20 protein-coding genes are annotated in these 17,850 nt (G+C 34.9%); 5 read left to right on the top strand and 15 right to left on the bottom strand.

Annotation, left to right across the window (positions count from 1 at the left end):
• Nucleotides 1–43 precede the first annotated feature (43 nt).
• The 4 genes from ACZ2V4_RS06130 to ACZ2V4_RS06115 all read right to left on the bottom strand — a co-directional run bounded on the left by ACZ2V4_RS06130 (nt 44) and on the right by ACZ2V4_RS06115 (nt 3,100).
• Nucleotides 44–526 (bottom strand): pyrimidine dimer DNA glycosylase/endonuclease V, encoded by a 483-nt coding sequence (locus tag ACZ2V4_RS06130; RefSeq protein WP_219493469.1) that lies wholly within the window; start codon nt 524–526, stop codon nt 44–46.
• 197 nt (nt 527–723) lie between these two features.
• Complete coding sequence (locus ACZ2V4_RS06125) at nt 724–1,725, bottom strand: NADP-dependent oxidoreductase (protein ID WP_219493467.1); 1,002 nt, start codon at nt 1,723–1,725, stop codon at nt 724–726.
• A gap of 3 nt (nt 1,726–1,728) precedes the next feature.
• Nucleotides 1,729–2,394: an SDR family oxidoreductase gene (locus tag ACZ2V4_RS06120; RefSeq protein ID WP_219493465.1), complete on the bottom strand. Its 666-nt coding sequence runs from the start codon at nt 2,392–2,394 to the stop codon at nt 1,729–1,731.
• Between the two features lie 22 nt (nt 2,395–2,416).
• Nucleotides 2,417–3,100: a type 1 glutamine amidotransferase domain-containing protein gene (locus tag ACZ2V4_RS06115; protein WP_490514633.1), complete on the bottom strand. Its 684-nt coding sequence runs from the start codon at nt 3,098–3,100 to the stop codon at nt 2,417–2,419.
• 76 nt (nt 3,101–3,176) lie between these two features.
• On the opposite strand from ACZ2V4_RS06115, the gene ACZ2V4_RS06110 reads away from it, so the two are divergent.
• Together ACZ2V4_RS06110 and ACZ2V4_RS06105 are read left to right on the top strand one after the other, a co-directional pair.
• Nucleotides 3,177–3,527, top strand: a complete 351-nt coding sequence (locus ACZ2V4_RS06110) for a MerR family transcriptional regulator (protein ID WP_283722050.1) — start codon at nt 3,177–3,179, stop codon at nt 3,525–3,527.
• 222 nt (nt 3,528–3,749) lie between these two features.
• Nucleotides 3,750–3,893 carry a hypothetical protein gene (locus ACZ2V4_RS06105; RefSeq protein ID WP_157820802.1) on the top strand — a complete coding sequence of 48 codons (144 nt, stop codon included), beginning with the start codon at nt 3,750–3,752 and terminating at the stop codon, nt 3,891–3,893.
• A gap of 46 nt (nt 3,894–3,939) precedes the next feature.
• Here ACZ2V4_RS06105 and ACZ2V4_RS06100 read toward each other — a convergent pair whose 3' ends face one another.
• Nucleotides 3,940–4,293: a DoxX family protein gene (locus ACZ2V4_RS06100; protein ID WP_420494048.1), complete on the bottom strand. Its 354-nt coding sequence runs from the start codon at nt 4,291–4,293 to the stop codon at nt 3,940–3,942.
• A gap of 126 nt (nt 4,294–4,419) precedes the next feature.
• Nucleotides 4,420–4,911, bottom strand: a complete 492-nt coding sequence (locus tag ACZ2V4_RS06095) for a TspO/MBR family protein (protein WP_490514632.1) — start codon at nt 4,909–4,911, stop codon at nt 4,420–4,422.
• 153 nt (nt 4,912–5,064) lie between these two features.
• Here ACZ2V4_RS06095 and ACZ2V4_RS06090 point away from each other — a divergent pair, with 153 nt between their 5' ends.
• The gene (locus ACZ2V4_RS06090; RefSeq protein ID WP_219493459.1) at nt 5,065–6,393 is read left to right on the top strand and encodes a sodium-dependent transporter; all 1,329 of its coding nucleotides are present in this window, start codon (nt 5,065–5,067) and stop codon (nt 6,391–6,393) included.
• Between the two features lie 148 nt (nt 6,394–6,541).
• Here ACZ2V4_RS06090 and ACZ2V4_RS06085 read toward each other — a convergent pair whose 3' ends face one another.
• The 9 genes from ACZ2V4_RS06085 to ACZ2V4_RS06045 all read right to left on the bottom strand — a co-directional run bounded on the left by ACZ2V4_RS06085 (nt 6,542) and on the right by ACZ2V4_RS06045 (nt 16,464).
• On the bottom strand, nt 6,542–8,803 hold the full coding sequence (locus ACZ2V4_RS06085; protein WP_283722048.1) for an ATP-binding cassette domain-containing protein: 2,262 nt from the start codon (nt 8,801–8,803) through the stop codon (nt 6,542–6,544).
• A 40-nt stretch (nt 8,804–8,843) separates the two neighbouring features.
• A complete protein-coding gene (locus tag ACZ2V4_RS06080; RefSeq protein ID WP_283722047.1) occupies nt 8,844–9,236 on the bottom strand; it encodes a hypothetical protein in 393 nt (130 codons plus the stop codon).
• Nucleotides 9,237–9,399: 163 nt separating this feature from the next.
• On the bottom strand, nt 9,400–10,446 hold the full coding sequence (locus ACZ2V4_RS06075) for a glycosyltransferase family 2 protein (protein WP_283722046.1): 1,047 nt from the start codon (nt 10,444–10,446) through the stop codon (nt 9,400–9,402).
• A complete protein-coding gene (locus tag ACZ2V4_RS06070) occupies nt 10,443–11,924 on the bottom strand; it encodes a phytoene desaturase family protein (RefSeq protein WP_283722045.1) in 1,482 nt (493 codons plus the stop codon). Before ACZ2V4_RS06070 ends, ACZ2V4_RS06075 begins: the two co-directional genes overlap by 4 nt.
• Nucleotides 11,925–11,932: 8 nt before the next feature.
• The gene (locus ACZ2V4_RS06065; RefSeq protein ID WP_283722044.1) at nt 11,933–12,796 is read right to left on the bottom strand and encodes a phytoene/squalene synthase family protein; all 864 of its coding nucleotides are present in this window, start codon (nt 12,794–12,796) and stop codon (nt 11,933–11,935) included.
• A gap of 8 nt (nt 12,797–12,804) precedes the next feature.
• On the bottom strand, nt 12,805–14,301 hold the full coding sequence (locus ACZ2V4_RS06060; RefSeq protein WP_490514631.1) for a phytoene desaturase family protein: 1,497 nt from the start codon (nt 14,299–14,301) through the stop codon (nt 12,805–12,807).
• 11 nt (nt 14,302–14,312) lie between these two features.
• Complete coding sequence (gene fni / locus ACZ2V4_RS06055) at nt 14,313–15,332, bottom strand: type 2 isopentenyl-diphosphate Delta-isomerase (protein WP_283722042.1); 1,020 nt, start codon at nt 15,330–15,332, stop codon at nt 14,313–14,315.
• Between the two features lie 20 nt (nt 15,333–15,352).
• Nucleotides 15,353–15,832 carry a glycosyl-4,4'-diaponeurosporenoate acyltransferase CrtO family protein gene (locus ACZ2V4_RS06050; RefSeq protein ID WP_120786309.1) on the bottom strand — a complete coding sequence of 160 codons (480 nt, stop codon included), beginning with the start codon at nt 15,830–15,832 and terminating at the stop codon, nt 15,353–15,355.
• Nucleotides 15,833–16,104: 272 nt separating this feature from the next.
• Nucleotides 16,105–16,464 (bottom strand): winged helix-turn-helix transcriptional regulator, encoded by a 360-nt coding sequence (locus ACZ2V4_RS06045; RefSeq protein WP_012655949.1) that lies wholly within the window; start codon nt 16,462–16,464, stop codon nt 16,105–16,107.
• A gap of 102 nt (nt 16,465–16,566) precedes the next feature.
• Between ACZ2V4_RS06045 and hxlA the strand changes: the two genes are divergently transcribed.
• Together hxlA and hxlB are read left to right on the top strand one after the other, a co-directional pair.
• Nucleotides 16,567–17,202: a 3-hexulose-6-phosphate synthase gene (gene hxlA, locus ACZ2V4_RS06040; RefSeq protein WP_099482777.1), complete on the top strand. Its 636-nt coding sequence runs from the start codon at nt 16,567–16,569 to the stop codon at nt 17,200–17,202.
• Entirely contained in the window at nt 17,189–17,737 is a 549-nt protein-coding gene (hxlB, locus tag ACZ2V4_RS06035; RefSeq protein ID WP_219494790.1) for a 6-phospho-3-hexuloisomerase, read from the top strand. Before hxlA ends, hxlB begins: the two co-directional genes overlap by 14 nt.
• Nucleotides 17,738–17,850 lie beyond the last annotated feature (113 nt).

Here is a 17,850-nt window from a genome sequence, read left to right as displayed (position 1 = left end):
ATGTTTGAGTATATGAATTTTCTGATTAATTAAAAAAGTATATTTACTTTTTCCTTTTATATTGTATAATATTACATCTAGGTGCAATTGTATCGTTCTCCCATTTTAATTCAAGGAGTCGTTTATAAGCTTCATATACTTCATCACCATATAATTTATCATCACCATATACGTAAATCGGCGGTAGTGGTGATGGACTAAACTTAGTTTCATACTGCACTATCTGGTTTTCTAAAACCTTCAAGTCTTCCCTAAAGTTTTGAGAACGTTTGCCACCTCTTCTTAGATGCTCTTTATCCATTGCTTCAAGCATTTTAAACGTGTCCATAATATATGGCTGTCCTTCATTATAGACATGCTTTACTATTGGATGATGCAAGTATCTGGTGTTTCCTTCAATAAGTTTCATCTCTGCGAGACACACTCTAATAATTTGATATAGTTCAAGCACTTGCTTTGATAACCGTCTATTATCTAAATATCGTGCACTTATTTCATGCTCTGGATGTACTCTAAAGATCTGCATAATAATACTCCTTAATTTTTATTTACTTTATCATACCTTATTTGTATCAAATCCATAAAAAAATCGTTTTGTGGATGATAGCCACAAAACGATAAGTCCATATATTCAGTTAAAGTAATTGCTGTAATCTTTACATGATTAACGCACATACTTTGTACTGAGCATAATTTCGATATTAATATTCTCATGTCTTTCCTTTATTCTTCTGCCACCTTGACAATTTGTTTCCCAAAGTTTTCTCCTGTAAATAGCTTTCTGAAGGCTGATGGCAGCTGATCAAATCCTTCATCAATCGTTACTTCTGATTTAACCTTACCTTCTGCTACCCATTGCGCTAATTGTTCACTCGCTTCTTTAAAGTGTTCAGCAAACTGCGCTACTACAAAGCCTTGCATAAGTGCCTGACTTTTTACTAACGTACCTTGGATTCTTGGTCCGATATCTTCTTTACTATTGTACGTTGAAATTGCACCGCATACAGGAATTCTAGCAAATTTATTTAAATATTTGAAAACCTCGTCTGACACTTCTCCACCAACATTTTCAAAATACACATCTATACCGTCTGGTACCGCAGATTTTAGCTGCTGCGTGAAATCATCTCTTTTATAATCTATTACAGCATCAAAACCTAGCACATCCTTTAAATATGAGGTCTTCTTTTCCCCACCTGCAATACCCACAACTCGTGCACCTTTAATCTTGGCAATTTGTCCCACAACTGAACCCACAGCACCTGAAGCTGCAGAAACCACTACGGTTTCACCTTCTTGTGGCTTTCCTATTTGCAATAGTCCTGTATACGCCGTCATACCAGGCATACCTAATACACTTAAGTATAAGTACAAAGGTACAGATTCAGAAGCAACTTTGGTTACTTTGTCTGCACTAATCGTATTCACTTTCTTCCAAGGTAATATCCCTGTTATATAATCTCCACTTTTATATTGTGCATGCTTTGACTGAATAATTTTTCCGACGATATGTCCATGAATCGGGGCATCGATTTCATAAGGTTGAACATAGCTCTTTGTATCATTCATTCGTCCTCTCATATAAGGATCAACTGAGATATAGATAGATTCTACTTGAACTTCACCCTCTTCAGGCGCTGTTATCTCAATCGGTTCATATCGAAATACATCAGCTTGTGGTAGTCCTTCAGGACGTTTAGCAAGTACAATTTGTTCATTATTCATTCATTATTCCCCCAAGTATTTGATGACTGCATCATCTAGATTTAATTCACCATTGATTATCTGGAACTCTCGACCTTTGAGTCTAGTATCTGTTAGTACTGAAACTAAGGCTTCTGCAACATCTTCTCTTGTAATCGACGGGTGTTTAACATCTGTAAACTGACTACTAATATCGAATAAACCTATAGCTGTATCATCGGTTAATGCACCTGGATGAACAATCGTATATTTTAATTGAGTACTTCTTAAATATTCATCAGCATAATGTTTTGCTATTGTATATGGTTTTAAATCTCCTGATGCATCGAAAGCTTCTCTACGTGAGTCATAAGTTGATACCATAATAAAATGTTTGTCTCCTGCAATTTCACTTGCCTTTATCGCTTTTACTGCACCGTCTAAGTCCACGATGATCGTCATATCAGCACCAGTATTGCCACCAGAGCCCACAGAAAATAAAATTTGGTCATATGATTTAAATAGTGCTGCTAATTCCTCTATCGATTGTTTTTCAACATCAACATATATTGCATCCATACCTTCAGACTTCAAAGCTTCTACTTGTTCTTCTTTTCTAACACCGGCAGTAAAGTCAATATTACGTTCATTCAATTTACGTACGAGATGTTTACCAACGCCACCATTTGCTCCAATGATTAAAGATTTCATTTTCATCACTCCTAAAATTTTATTATTGATTATCTAATATCGCTAATACTTTCTCTGCAACTGCATGGCCAGACTGCGGATTTTGTCCAGTAACGACGTGACCATCTACTACTGCATAAGCACTCCAGTCTGCTTCCTTTTTAAAGTTAGCATCAATATTCACAAATTCATCTTCCAATAAATAAGGCATATGCTCAATAGTTCCATTTGCAGATTCTTCACTATTTGTAAATCCAGTTACTGATTTACCTTTTACAATAAATTCTCCATCTTGCTCAATATTAAGTAAACCAACTGCACCATGACATACTGATGATAAAACCCCATTATTATTATAAATACTTAATGCAATATCATTCAACTGCTTATTATCTCTTAAATCCCATATGACACCATGCCCTCCAGCAAAATAGATTGCTTGATAATCTTCAGCTTTAATCTCTGACGGCGATAATGAATTTCCAAACTTATTCATATACTCGTGATTCGTATAGTATGCCCAGTCTTCCTCAGACATCATTTCAGCATTTAAACTTACTGGATCTAAAGGAACATATCCTCCATTAGGGCTAACAAAATCTATTTCATATCCTGCATCATAGAAATCCTTAGCAAAATGCGTTACTTCTGAAAACCATGCTCCTGTAGCTCTCTCTATAGTTTCATACTTCGCAATATTTGTTACAACAATCAATGCCTTTTTCATTGTATTTTCTCCTCTATAATGTTTATATATATACGATATCAGTTAAACCTTGGTTTAAGAGAAGGGATATGCTCATATGGAAAAATATTATATAGAACATGTTGCAGAATACTGTGATATACCTAAAAGTAAGTTACGTTACTATGAAAAGAAAGACATATTGAAATATATAGAAAGAGACAGTAATAACAAAAGATTGTATACAAAAGATGATATTGAAATGATCAAATTTATTAAGTGTTTAAGCAACTTAAATATGCCATTAAAAGATATTCAGACAAATACAAATATGCTATATGAAAATAAAATAGATGTTGAAACGATATTAAAAGCGCATCTTGAGTTTCTAAATGAGCAAAAAAATCTTATCAGTTCCCATATCGATATAATCGAAACCGAACTACAAAAAGAAACTGCTCCTTTATAATCTTTAGTTCGCTCCTCAATATGCGTTGCTTTAAATAACATCTACTCTGCTTAAAAATAATTTACCTAATATTTATTTGATATATTAAATCAATTTCTTGATTATTTCTAATGATATCGTTAATGTCTGATTACATTAAACAATAATATGATCAAAAGAGTATAATTTATTCAGCGATTCCTTATTATGGTATAATATACCAAAAGAAAGGTGTTGGACTAAATGGGGAATACTATTATTGTAATTATAATAATGATCATGTTTTTCTTATCATTTATGGATATCTATAAAATCAGAAGGAATACGGATGAAATCGTTAAACAAAATAAACAACTAATTGAATTACAACGTAATAATAAAGGATAGCCAACGCTTATATTTGCTTCGGCTATCCTTTATTGAATATATTTTACTACAACCACTTTATCAATTTTATCAATACAAACTGTAATGGTAATCTGCCATACAATGCAGACTGAGATAGCTGCTTGTCACCAAGCGAGAGTTGCTTTCTCGCCATATAGACATTTGCAGGAAATACTGCCAGCAAGAAGCGGTTGATCCATTTCTTCGCGCTAACACTTGGGCGTTTCAAACATAAATATATCCCCATCATCACTTCCATAATACCTGTAATATAGGTGATTTCTTTCTTTAATGGAATATACGAAGGAATAATCTTCGTGAAATTTGGTTCACGCAAAAAATGTAACACTCCTGCTGTTGTAAACAATGTGCCAAGAATCATTCTAATAATAAATTTCATAGTTTCCTCCTTTATCTTATCAACATTCGTTACCACTCTACTATACTTCTTTTGAGCAAGGCAATATACAAATATACTCGGATATTATATCTCCTTCAAATAATTGCATATTATATATTTTCATTGTTAGTCTCTAGAGTAACCTTCTTTATCCTTATTTAAAATCCAGTTGCCCCCGTTTAAATAACTCGCATAACTCAACCACATAACATAAGGAACCATCAAATGTCCTGCAGTTCTGTCCATCTTATAAAATTTTGTAGCAGTAATACTCCCTGCAGCTAATAATGCATAATTTTCTAGTAATGATGCTTTTCTGAATTTTAGATTAAAATATAACATAGACCATACATAATTCAAGCCAAGCTGGGTATAATGCGCACGCTTAAGTTCACTGCTTTCAGTCTCATTTTTAGCGTTAGCCATTGCTCTTTGATACGCCACACCCATTGACGTATATAATATTGGCCAAATAATTGGAAAAGCAATTGCAGGTGGTGAAAATGGTGGTTTTCTATAATGTTTATAATCATCTTGCGCCTTAGCTGTTAGCCTTCCAACGATTAAACCTCCAGCGAGTGGTATAAGTGTTCTAGTTATTTTCTTAGTATTTATCATTTTGTTCACCTCTATAATACTTATACCCAAAATTAAGGATATAAATAATGAAACACCGAAAGAAGCATTCACCTTTCATTAATACTATATTGCAGTAAAAAAGGATATTTGATACAATGTCACTTTACAGCGTTAAAACGAAGGGGTGTAATTATGCACAAAAATAAACATTGGAATTCTTCTCTTGGATTTATCCTTGCAAGTGCAGGATCAGCAATCGGCCTTGGTGCCATTTGGAAGTTTCCTTACATAGCAGGACAATACGGTGGCGGAGCATTTTTAATTCAATTCATTTTGTTCACTTTATTAATTGGACTTCCATTACTTATCGTTGAATTTTATATTGGGCATGCCGGCAAGACTTTTTCATTAACAATCTTTAGCAAACTATCAGGTTCAAAATTCATGAACTTAATTGGTCTTTGGGGAAATATTGCTGCTTTCATTTTATACGCATTCTACAGCGTTATCGGTGGATGGATTATTTTATTTATAGGCTACTATTTAGGGATTATTTTGAATATCTTTGAACTTCAATTAGATTATTTTGAGCAAATGATCGCCAATCCTTTATTATCTATTCTCGGTGCATTGCTATTTATAATGCTCACAGAAGTGATCGTATCTTTCGGTATTCAAAATGGTATAGAGAGAGCTTCAAAAATAATGATGCCATTATTATTTTTGTTATTTTTAATTATTGTCGGACGTGCACTGATGTTAGAAGGAGCTATCGAAGGACTAAAATATTTTTTAATTCCCAGATTTGAGGATTTATCTATAGAAGGTACTCTTTATGCTATGGGTCAGTCTTTCTTTGCTTTATCACTCGGAACAACCGGTATGATTACTTATGCATCTTACACTAAAGATGATACAAACGTTATTCGGTCTGCATTATGGATTGTAATAATGAACTTACTAATTTCTATTCTTGCTGGTCTCGCAATTTTCCCAGCTGCAAGCGCATTAAATATTGAAGTAGAAGCAGGTCCTGGATTATTATTTTTAGTATTACCAAAATTGTTTGAAAAAATGACTTTCGGTTTTGGCTTCTATATGTTATTTTTAATACTCTTTTTATTTGCTGCTTTGACATCTTCTATTTCACTATTAGAACTGAATCTTTCTAACTTAATTAAAAATAATGAAAATAAGCGCAAAAAATATGCATTACTGCTGAGTTTAGCTGTATTTATCACAAGTATTTTTCCTGCTTTATCATTTGGTATTTATAAAGATTTTACGTTTGGTGCAGGAACAATATTTGATAATATGGACTTTCTAGTATCAAATATTATGATGCCGCTTGGTGTATTATTTACAACGTTATTTTGTGGATTTGTACTAAACAAACAATTATTATTCTCTATATTTATGCGTGATAATCAACACAGCAAATTATTTACCTTATGGTATACCTTAATAAAATATATTCTGCCTATTGTCATTATAATTGTGTTTGTAACACAGTTAATTTAATCTCATAGTGCTATATTCATGTGTTTTAATGACAACTAGATTGAGGAATAATAAGAAACGCTTAAAATATAAAAAAATAAACAGGCATTGTATTATTTATACAATGCCTGTTTTATATCTTAAATTTACTGTCTATGTGCAATATGCTTTAATTGCTATCATCAATATATTTCAATAAATGTTTGCCAGTTAATGATGTTTCTTCATGGACAATTTCCTTCGGCACCCCACTATAGAGTACTTTACCTCCGCCTAATCCTGCACGAGGTCCAATGTCTATAATCCAATCTGCATAAGTCATCATTGTCAAATTATGTTCTATCACAATCACCGTATTATCTTCATCAATTAAATAATCAAAGATGCGTTTTAAATTATCTATATCTGCTTCATGTAAACCTGTCGTAGGTTCATCAAAGATAAATATCTTATCTTTCACACCATCGTTAATATATCGACTAAGTTTTACTCGCTGACTCTCCCCACCTGATAAAGTATCTAATGACTGTCCTAAGGTCATATAGTCAAGTCCTGTACGCTTTACACTCTTCAACACTTGATTAACGTTGTCTATCTGAAAGAAATCGATTGCTTCTTCTACAGAAAGCTCAAGCATGTCTGCGATAGAGTATCCTTTTACTTTTGCTTCCAATACTTCTGGTCGATAACGTTTACCATGACATACTTCACATTGTTGAACAAAGTCAGACATAAATGCAAGCTCCGTTTTTATTACGCCTTTTCCACTGCAGTTTGGACATGCACCTTCTGAGTTGTAGCTGAACATCCCTTTTTTAAGACCTGTCTCTTTGCTATAGTATCCTCTAATATCATCAAAGATATCAAGGTAGGTCAGTAGATTTGAACGATTCGTCGCATGTACAGGTTTCTGATCGATATAAACTACATCTTCTCTTTCGCGAAGTCCTGTTTGTATTAACGTACTTTTACCTGAACCTGCAACACCGGTTACAGCAGTTAACACATGTTCAGGAATATTAACCGATACATCTTTTAAGTTATTCTTCGTAATATTTTTTAGTGCTATATAATCATTTGATACCCTTACTTCCTCTTTAAAAGCATGTGGTTGTGATAGCGCCTTACCTGTTGGACTATTACTCTTAAGTAATTCATTATATTTCCCAGTAAATATAATCTCTCCTCCACGCTTACCACTTCCCGGACCTATATCAACACAATAATCCGCAATCTTAATTACATCAGGATCATGCTCAACAACAAGCACTGTATTACCTTTATCGCGAATTGAAAGCATGATTTGATTAATATTTTCTATATCTTCAGGATGTAGACCAATACTCGGTTCATCAATAATATAGACTAAATCCGTAAGCGGACTATTTAAATGACGAATCAATTTGATCCTTTGAGACTCTCCCCCTGATAAAGTTGTCGTTTCTCGACTTAATGTCAAATAACCTAAACCAATTCGTTTTAATGCTTCTAATTGTTTGACTAACGGTTCAATAATATACTGTGCTTTATCATCATTAACTTTATTCAAAAACTTAATCTCATCATCTACTGTTAGATCACAAAATTCAGCAATATTTAATCCATCTATTTTGCAACTTAATATCTTGTCATTCAGACGTTTACCTTCGCAATCTGGGCACACTTGTTTTGTGACGATACGATTTACGTCTTTAATAAACTTCTTCTTTTCAAATGTATCGTTGATTAGAAAAGATCTTCTAAATCGATAAATTAACCCTTCATATTTAGCCGTCTTCGGCCAGTTTGATGGAGGATTTTTTAATTTAATAGGTTCTTGATACAAAAGTGTATCCATCTCTTCTTTAGAATAGTCTTTCAATTTCTTATCATTGTCAAATAATCCCGTATTTAAATACCGTTTACCACGCCAAGTATTTGGAGCAAAAGAGGGGAATTTGATCGCATCTTCATTTAATGAACGATCGAAATGTAATAACTCATTTAAGTCAATATCTTCTACATAACCTAATCCATCACACGTTTTGCACATGCCATTCGTATTGTTAAAAGAAAAGTCCATAGAATATCCTACAAATGGCTGTCCAATACGTGACCACAATAATCTCACACCAGAATAGATATCTGAAATTGTTCCTACAGTTGATCTTGAATTCCCACCAATTCTATCTTGTCCAATGACCATTGATACAGGCAAATTCTCAATACGGTCGACAACAGGCTTATCATAATGGTTGAGTTGGTTCTGTATATAAGTACTATATGTTTCATTCAATAGTCGCTCACTCTCCGCGGCAATCGTATTAAATACTAGCGATGACTTCCCAGAACCCGAACGCCCTGTAAAGACAGTCAGCTGGTGTTTCGGTATCTCCAGTGATATATCTTTTAAATTATTCTGCTTTGCTCCAATAATCTTTATCGGTTTCATTGAATCACTCCTCACTTCTGTTAATATACCCTATTTCACTCTAACTATAAGCATGCTTAATCATTAGATGAACTATGAATAAATAGAAGGTATGACCTAATAACCATACAAACATCAGCTTTATAGTCAAGTCATAATGAATTGTTAGTGATAGGTATGACAGTATAAAGAATAATCCAATAAATACTACAAATAAAACGATATAAGCTGCAATATACAAACCCTTATAACGAAACAATCGCGATAAACTAAAATATAATATAATACTTACGAGCAGATGTAATGTGACCTCCAGTAAAAACGGCGAGGTCGCTTGACCCGTTATAAAATCGATATTCAATAGCAATCGCTCGGTATTCGTCTTAAATAGGATATCTAGTGCCACTAATAGAATGTATAATGCTAATCCTGAAACTATCCCTTTAAATAACATAGCAAAACTCCTATCATAATAGTAATCTACTTTTAATCTTTCTAGTACTTATATGTGGTATTTCAACAGTTAGCTCTTGTATAAATCCAATCTTCAATAACTAGATAATCAAGATTAAAGATTCTTTTAGACCATAAAAAATCACTACGAAAGGTAGTGATTTTTATAGTTTTATATTACGATCTTTCCATTTTACTTCTTTTCTTATATAGATTGCTACAATTGATTTCAAAAATACATATACGAAATATACAAGTACAACTGGGTAGCACATTGCAGTGAGCAGCTTAAAACTTCCTACGATACAGGACATCCTGTAAAGCAATAAACTATATAACATATAAACAATCAAAATTATTGTGTATTGTGTAGGATAGATGAAGATTAATAGCGGTAAAAATGCGCCTGAAATCCAGCATATAATAAGTGCTAATACACGCTTATCCGTTCCAGCAGAACCTGCAGCAAAATGCTTCATCCAACCGCTCGTCATCGCACCTAATCCTTTAGGATACATACGAAAGTGAATTATATTTTTCCCAATATAATTATACAGATTAAGATGATGTGCCTTAAATGCTGCACCTAGACCAAAACCTTCAATCAGTTGACCGGCAGCTGCACGGTGCCCATCCGTTATAAAGTAATCCTCCTTACTACATATCACACACGGTCCGAATACGCCTTCTTGACCTTTAAAGACGGAGGTAGCATTCAGTCCTAATACTGTAAGGAGATTAAAATACAATGACCCTTGTTCATACCATTGTTTCATTTCATGATAGGGTTGTATGGACATCAACCCTTCTTTGTACGTACCAGCAATACGTTGAATTGATTTTTTGTCATAGAACCATGTATCAGCATCTATAAAGAGAAGAATTTCTCCATCAGCCGCTTCAGCACCTTTATAACAAGCCGCTGATTTCCCTCTCCAATCCGAATGATCATCTGTACGAATGACTTTAGCACCTAAAGATTGTGCGATTTGAGCAGTATGATCAGTTGAACCATCATCTACTACGATACATTCATATACATCTGATAAATCAAATGAATGAAGCAATTTCTGTAAATTATGCGCTTCATTTCGGGCGGGTATAATCACACTAATTTTGCGATTCGCTATAGGCTGTGCATTAACTAAGGGCCTACGAACAAACAATAGTAATCCAGATAGAATACTTAATGATACCCATAAAATAATCATCGTTCTTGTTCCTTAATCATTCTCCCTACCTGCTGTCCACTAAGCGTAACCATCGGCATACCACCTCCAGGATTGACCGTGCCACCGACAAAATAGAGATTATCATAATGTTCACTATGTTTTCTATGCTTAAATCCATTATTACTCTTGCGATCAGATAATGTGCCATAAATTGCACCACGATGCGAGAGATAAGTCTCTTCAATATCATGTGGTGTCCACATATCCTCTGTCACAATATGACGACGTAAATCCTTAAGTCCCATATTCTCAAGTTTTACAAGTACATTCTGTCTTAGCTCCTGATACGCGCTTTCTGTGAATGGATTGTCTTGTATATAAGGGATATGCGGCAAGATTTTAATATTTTCGTGCCCTTTTGGTGCTTGTGCTTTATCTGTTTTATTGGTATTTACAACATAAATTGTAGGGTCCACTGGCAGCTTTTTCTCATGAAAAACATGCTCAAAATTTTTCTTCGAATCATTAGAAAAGAAGAAATTGTGATGCTGTAGCTGAGGGTACTCCTTATTTACACCAATGTGTAAAACCAGACCTGAACTTGCAGGTTCAAACTTTTTCTTCAGTGCATCTAAATTGCGAGGAGGGTCCACTAATTTTTCATACAAAGGAATCACTTCCATATTAGATACAAAGTAATCTGCTGTTACGCGTTTTCCATTCTCTAATTGCATCGCTACGATTCGTTTGTCTTCGGTTTCTAAACTTACAATTTCGCTATCTGTATAAAGATGCACACCTATCTCCTCTGCAAGCTTCACAATTGCATCTGCTAATAGATGCATACCACCAGGAACATACCACTCTCCTTGCTCATGCTGCATATGGCTCATCATATTAAGTACAGCAGGAGCATCGTAGGAAGAAGAGCCAACATACTTGATGAAATACCCAATCATATCTCTAAATTCTTCATTAGAAATATAGCGGTTAATTGCCTGTTGCATCGTACTGAAATAATCAAAACCTTTAAGTGCCTTAACTGGCCCATGATATTTGACGAGCTTTAGCTTCGTATCTATTCCACGCTCAAAGTAACTATCCTTTGTCAGCTCGTGGATACGTCCTGCGTAGGCCAGAAAATTTCTGTACTCCTCTATATCCTGTGCTGTTAGATACTGATTATTCTCTTGCATCTCTTGAAGGTCTCTATACAGATCATAGATGTGACCTGATGGAAAGAAGCACCTCCATTGCAAGGGCAGCTCAACGATATCTACATAATCTTCCATACGCTTTTTACTACCCTTGAATAAGTTTTCAAAAATATAGGGCATCGTAAGGATAGATGGGCCAAGGTCAAAACCAAATCCATCCTGCGTGAGACGATTCAATTTTCCACCTAAATGATTGTTCTTCTCATATAAGGACACATTAAATCCAGCTTGTCTTAAGGTAATTGCAGCAGATAAGCCTCCAAGCCCACCACCTATCACCACAATATTTTTATTATTCATGTCCTTCCTCACTTTCTTTTCAGATATGAAATAGCTTCTTTCTTCAATCGATATTTATCTAGAAGAGAGACATGATTTCTTTTTGTAAAGCAGTCATAGTCATTTCTTCTAACCTCATTTAATATCTCTTTGTACACTAACATAGAAAGTAATAACGGCATCCTCGCCTCTTGTTTATAATGCGTAATAGAGTGACAAAATTCGTCATACAATCTTTCTGCGTATTGTGCAAGAGTCTCCCACATCCCCACAAATGCAGTATTGACTTTATGAGATTCAAGTTCCTGTTGTGTATAGTTCCATTGACGCATTATCTGTACTGGGAGATAGATACGTTGATGAACTTTAAAGTCTTCTCCAATATCTCTCAATATATTAGTAATTTGCATAGCAATACCCAATTTTTCTGCATTTTGCTTCAATTCCAAAGTAACATCTTCAGATAGGATGGGTAACAACATTCTCCCCACTGAACCTGCAACATATCGACTGTAATGCTCTAAGTCCGCCATTGTTTTAGGTTGTGTATACACCAAGTCCATCTGCTGCCCTGCTAGTTGCATCTTAAACGCAGAAATTTCAAGAGGATACCGATGACGAACATCATCTAGTGCACGCCACATCGGCTGGTCGATTATCACGTCTTGCTCAAACTGTGTAAATTGATTGCTCAGCCTATCGAGCTCTGCTTTTCTATATTGAACTGATCCTTTCTGATCCACCATGTCATCGGCTATGCGACAAAAAGCATAGACTGCATAGACCGCCTTTGCATCAGTCTCAGGAAGCTGCTTGAAACCATAATAGAAAGATTTTGAATGATGTTTAATAATAGCCTCGCAGTATTGGTAATCTTTATCGATTGTACTCATAACTTCACCTACTTTCGATCATCTAATATCAATTCACCTACAGCAATCTTAGATGATAACAGTACGATTGGTACACCTGCTCCTGGATGCGTACTACTACCAGTAAAGTATAAATTCTCACAGTGTGTCGCTTTACTTTGAGGACGAAGATGATTACTTTGAAATAGTGTAGGTTGTAAGCCGAATGTCGCACCATTATAAGCATTAAAGTTTTTCTTGAACTCAGCTGGTGTCATCATCATTTCAGTGATAATTTCATCTCTGATATTATTCATGCCAGGCAATTTTTCAAGTTTGTCTAGAATTTTCTCTTTATAAAATGACCTTGTTGCGTCGTTCCATTCATATTGGGCAGTAGAAAGTTCTGATACTGGCATCAGCACGTATAACCCGTCTTTACCCGGAGGTGCAAGTGATGGATCGATTTTAGAAGCGATATACATATAGATTGAAGGGTCTTCTACCTTACGACCATCAAAGATTTGTTTGATGTTGTCATCTAAGTCCTCAGAGAAAATAAAGTTGTGAATATTATCAATCTCGTGATATTTACGGTCAACACCGAGATAGAGGACAAAGCATGAACATGAGTAGTCTAGTTTATCTATCTTCTCATCAGTATACTTACCTTTTGATTCTTTTGATGTCACAAGTGACTTCATAGCATATGGAAAATCAGCGTTACACATAATATAATCAGAAGGTATCAATTCATCATCCACTATAATTCCTTTAGCGATGCCATCTTCTATCTTGATTTCTTCCACTGCTTTACCATAATGAATTTTACCTCCTAGTTCTTTGAATAGACGTTCCATCGCTGTTGCCATCGTATGCATACCGCCTTTAATGAACCAAATACCATACAAAAATTCAATCATAGGAATAATTGTATATAATGATGGACTCTTAGAAGGTGAGATACCGATGTACAGTGTCTGAAAGCTGATCATATCTCTGAGTCGCTTATTTTTTATATATTTGTTCATCGTGCTCTCTGCATTGCCAAGCGTTCTTAACTTTAAACCTTGATTAATCATATTAAGGTTGTAGAAGTCTTTCTTAGTTCTGAAAGATCTTTGCAAAAAATAGTTCTTAGCAATATTGAAACGGCTGTACAAATCACTGATGTACCTTAAAAATCCTTCAGCGTCTTTTTCGCTCGACATCTCAAAGAGCTGCATGAGTTCTACTAGATCATTGGAAACATCAATCTTTTCACTGCCATTGTTAAAAAATCCCGAGAACATGGGATTGAGCTTCTGCATCGGTATATAATCGTCTGGATTTCTACCTGCAAGTTCAAAGACTTCACGATACAACTCGGGCATCATTACAATCGTCGGACCTACATCAAAAAAGAAACCCTCCTTTTCGATTTGATGCATTTTCCCTCCAGGCAAATGCTCTTTTTCATAGATTTCAACTTCGTATCCCTCGTGTTGCAAACGTATTGCGCTTGCAAGCCCTGCAACCCCTGCGCCTATAACGATAACTCTTTTCATATGGTCACTCCCTATCCCTTTCTTTGCTGATGCCATGCCCACACATCCTTTTGAAGCACATATTGGACAGTCTTCAGGTCTTGAATACTTGTCTTTCCAACCATGGTGCTCAGTAGTATAAGCTGCTCATTAAGATAATCTATATACTCTATGGTTGCTTCTATACCACTCTCTTGCAATTTAAGTAATATAGGTCTCGATAACCCTACAGCTTGTGCACCAAGTACAAGGCACTTTAATATATCTAGGGGGTTTCTAATGCCGCCACTAGCTAAAGTTTCTAGTGCTATATTCTGACTTTCTATAAGTGAGATAGCAGTAGACTGACCCCAATCCTTCAAATAGTCAAATTCTTTCATCGTTCTTCTTTCATTCTCAATATAGATAAAATTTGTGCCTCCACTACCACTCACATCTATAGTTTTTACACCGGCTGCTTTAAGCTCCAGCATCGTCTCACGACTCATTCCAAACCCTACTTCTTTAACGATGACAGGCACACCTATAGATGTAACAATAGCTTCAATATTTTCAAGCCATCTGCTGAAAGTTCTATTTCCTTCTGGCATAACAAGTTCTTGTGGTGCATTAACATGAATCTGCAGCGCATCTGCTTGCAATAAATCTACGGCCCTTTTAGCAAATTCTAACGATACATCGGCCCCAACATTACTGAACAAAGGCCCTTTATAGATTTCTCGAACAATAGCGTAAGTTTGAGCTAAAGTACTATCTTTCAAAGCAGCATGTGTTGACCCTACAGCTATTGCGGTATTTGTTTCACGTGCAACTATTGCAAGCTTCTTATTAATTTCTCCTGCCCGCATACTCCCACCTGTCATCGCATTGATATAAATCGGTGTTGCGAGTTTAATACCTTGAATTTGCGTTTCTAAATTAATATCCTTAACATCACATTGTGGCAGTGATTGATGAATCAGTTTAATAGAATCAAAATCAGACTGAGATACACTAGGATGGTCCAGCGCTAATTGAATATGCTCATCCTTTCTCGCAGTTCGTTTATCCACTTAATCTTCCTTTCTTAACGTTATTTGTGCTTTAGTTGCTTGTAATAATAGAGTCTCTCCATTTTCGGTCTATTATATCGCTGCGTTATGATAAATGGAAAATTACTACAAACTGCATAGATGACATTGATCCATGCTGCAAAACGTGGATTAAACAAGAAAAATAAAGGCGCAGGCAATATTGATATCCAATGTGTGAACTCTGCACGTCGCATTTCTATAATAAACTTGCTTAACGTGTTCATATTAAAATCAGGTAATGTCTTTTTATTATAATTTCTTTTCATAAGTGAAGCACCGTCTGGTAAATATACTTTCCATTGCTTAACTTTAAATAAATGATTCCATATTTCTCCGGAACGCTCAAATTCAAACGACTTAAATAATCTGCTGTTTCGATGAAAAAAGTCATCTGATATTCGTGCCGATAATGAGGCGATAATAAGGTGAGCACTTAGCCAAACAATACTATTTTTAACGATTAATTTAATAGACCTCATATGTCCTCCTTTACAAAAAAACCAGCTGTCACGCAGCTGGGCCCGTAGCCGGTAACCACTATCCCGTTACCGACTGTTATTTTAATTTTATCACTGTAAAATTATACAGCAAGGTATTATATATAATATTAATATATTTTTATACTAGCACCGATATTCTTACGCACAATAGCTATAGAGTTAGTAGTGTCGCTTTCAACAAGTAACTCAGCATATACCTAATGCCTATCCAGTTATACTATAATTCCGAGAAATCTTTAAACGACGCAGCACTATGTTATCTTATTATGATTATCACCTTTAATCACCTGCAAAAACTCATCTCCCCAATTACAAATCGAAAAAACTACTCCATCAAGTTTCAACCCTATTTCTGTCAATTTGTAATCTACCTTAGGAGGCACTACTGGGTACACTGTTCTTTCAATGATTTTGTCTTGTTCCAGCTCGCGAAGTTGTCTGATTAACATACGCTGATTGATATCAGGAAGTTTATTTTGTAACTCACTTAATCTTAATCTGTCCTCATGCAAAAGATGATAGATGATTGCAATTTTCCATCTACCTCCAATTACAGATAACGCCAAATCTTTCGATGTATAAAATTCTTTATTATTATATTCAATTAACAATTTAAACCCTCCATTTATTTATAGTGACTAAAATGTCAGTATTGTTTTTTTGTTTAAATAATACCATAATGGGTACATAAAAGATAGAGAGGGGAAATTATTATGAAATTACAATTAGCAATCGATTTATTAGATCAAGTAGAGGCAGCAAAGCTAGCTCAAGAAGTAGAAGAATATATTGATATCGTAGAAATTGGAACACCTATTGTTATAAACGAAGGGCTATCTGCCGTTGAACATATGAGTAAATCAGTTAATAACACACAAGTATTAGCAGACTTAAAAATTATGGATGCTGCAGGCTATGAAGTAAGCCAAGCGATAAAGTTTGGTGCTGATATCGTAACAATCTTAGGAGTGGCTGAAGATGCTTCAATTAAAAGCGCTATTGAAGAAGCACACAAACACGGTAAAGAACTATTAGTTGATATGATCGCAGTTCAAAATTTAGAACAGCGCGCAGCTGAATTAGATAAAATGGGTGCTGATTATATCGCAGTTCACACTGGATATGATTTACAAGCTGAAGGTGTATCACCTTTAGAAAGTTTACGTACTGTGAAATCAGTGATTTCAAATTCTAAAGTAGCTGTAGCTGGAGGTATTAAACCTGATACAATCGAAACAGTAGCAGCCGAAAAACCTGACCTAATTATCGTAGGTGGCGGTATCGCAAATGCTGATGATCCAAAAGCTGCTGCTAAAAAATGTCGTGAAATCGTTGATGCACATGCATAATCACTTTGAATTAATTTTAAATGAAATAAAGCAGACATTGTCAAATGTTGATGTAGCAGAATCAGAGAAATTTTCAAAAGATCTTATGGATGCATCATCAATATTTGTAGCTGGTAAAGGCCGTTCAGGTCTTGTCATTAAGAGCTTTGCCATGAGATTAAATCAATTAGGCAAAAAAGCTTATGTCGTGGGTGAAACAACTACACCATCAATCCAGAAAAATGATGTCTTTGTTATAGCATCAGGTTCAGGATCTACAGCTCATTTAAAATTGCTCGCACAAACAGCGAAAGATAATGAAGCATATGTATTATTATTATCAACAAAAGACGAATCACCAATTGCTGATATTGCAGACTTAACCATCGTATTACCTGCTGGTACAAAATACGATGCAGAAGGTTCAAAACAACCTTTAGGGAGTCTCTTTGAGCAAAGCAGTCAAATCTATTTAGACAGTATCGTGTTAACGATTCAAGAATCCCTAAATGTTGATGAAGAAACAATGCAGAATAATCATGCAAACTTAGAGTAATAATAATTTGAAATAATATTAAAACATCTCTCTATAATTTGCGCTAACCCCATGATATGGGAGTAAAATAAAAACACTTTCGTTGAATTCATATTAAAATGAATTTATACGGA

The organism is Macrococcus sp. CoH-51_TC_04, from assembly GCF_058188655.1.
Note: the sequence above shows the minus strand (reverse complement) of the source record. Positions and strands in the feature narration are given on the sequence as shown.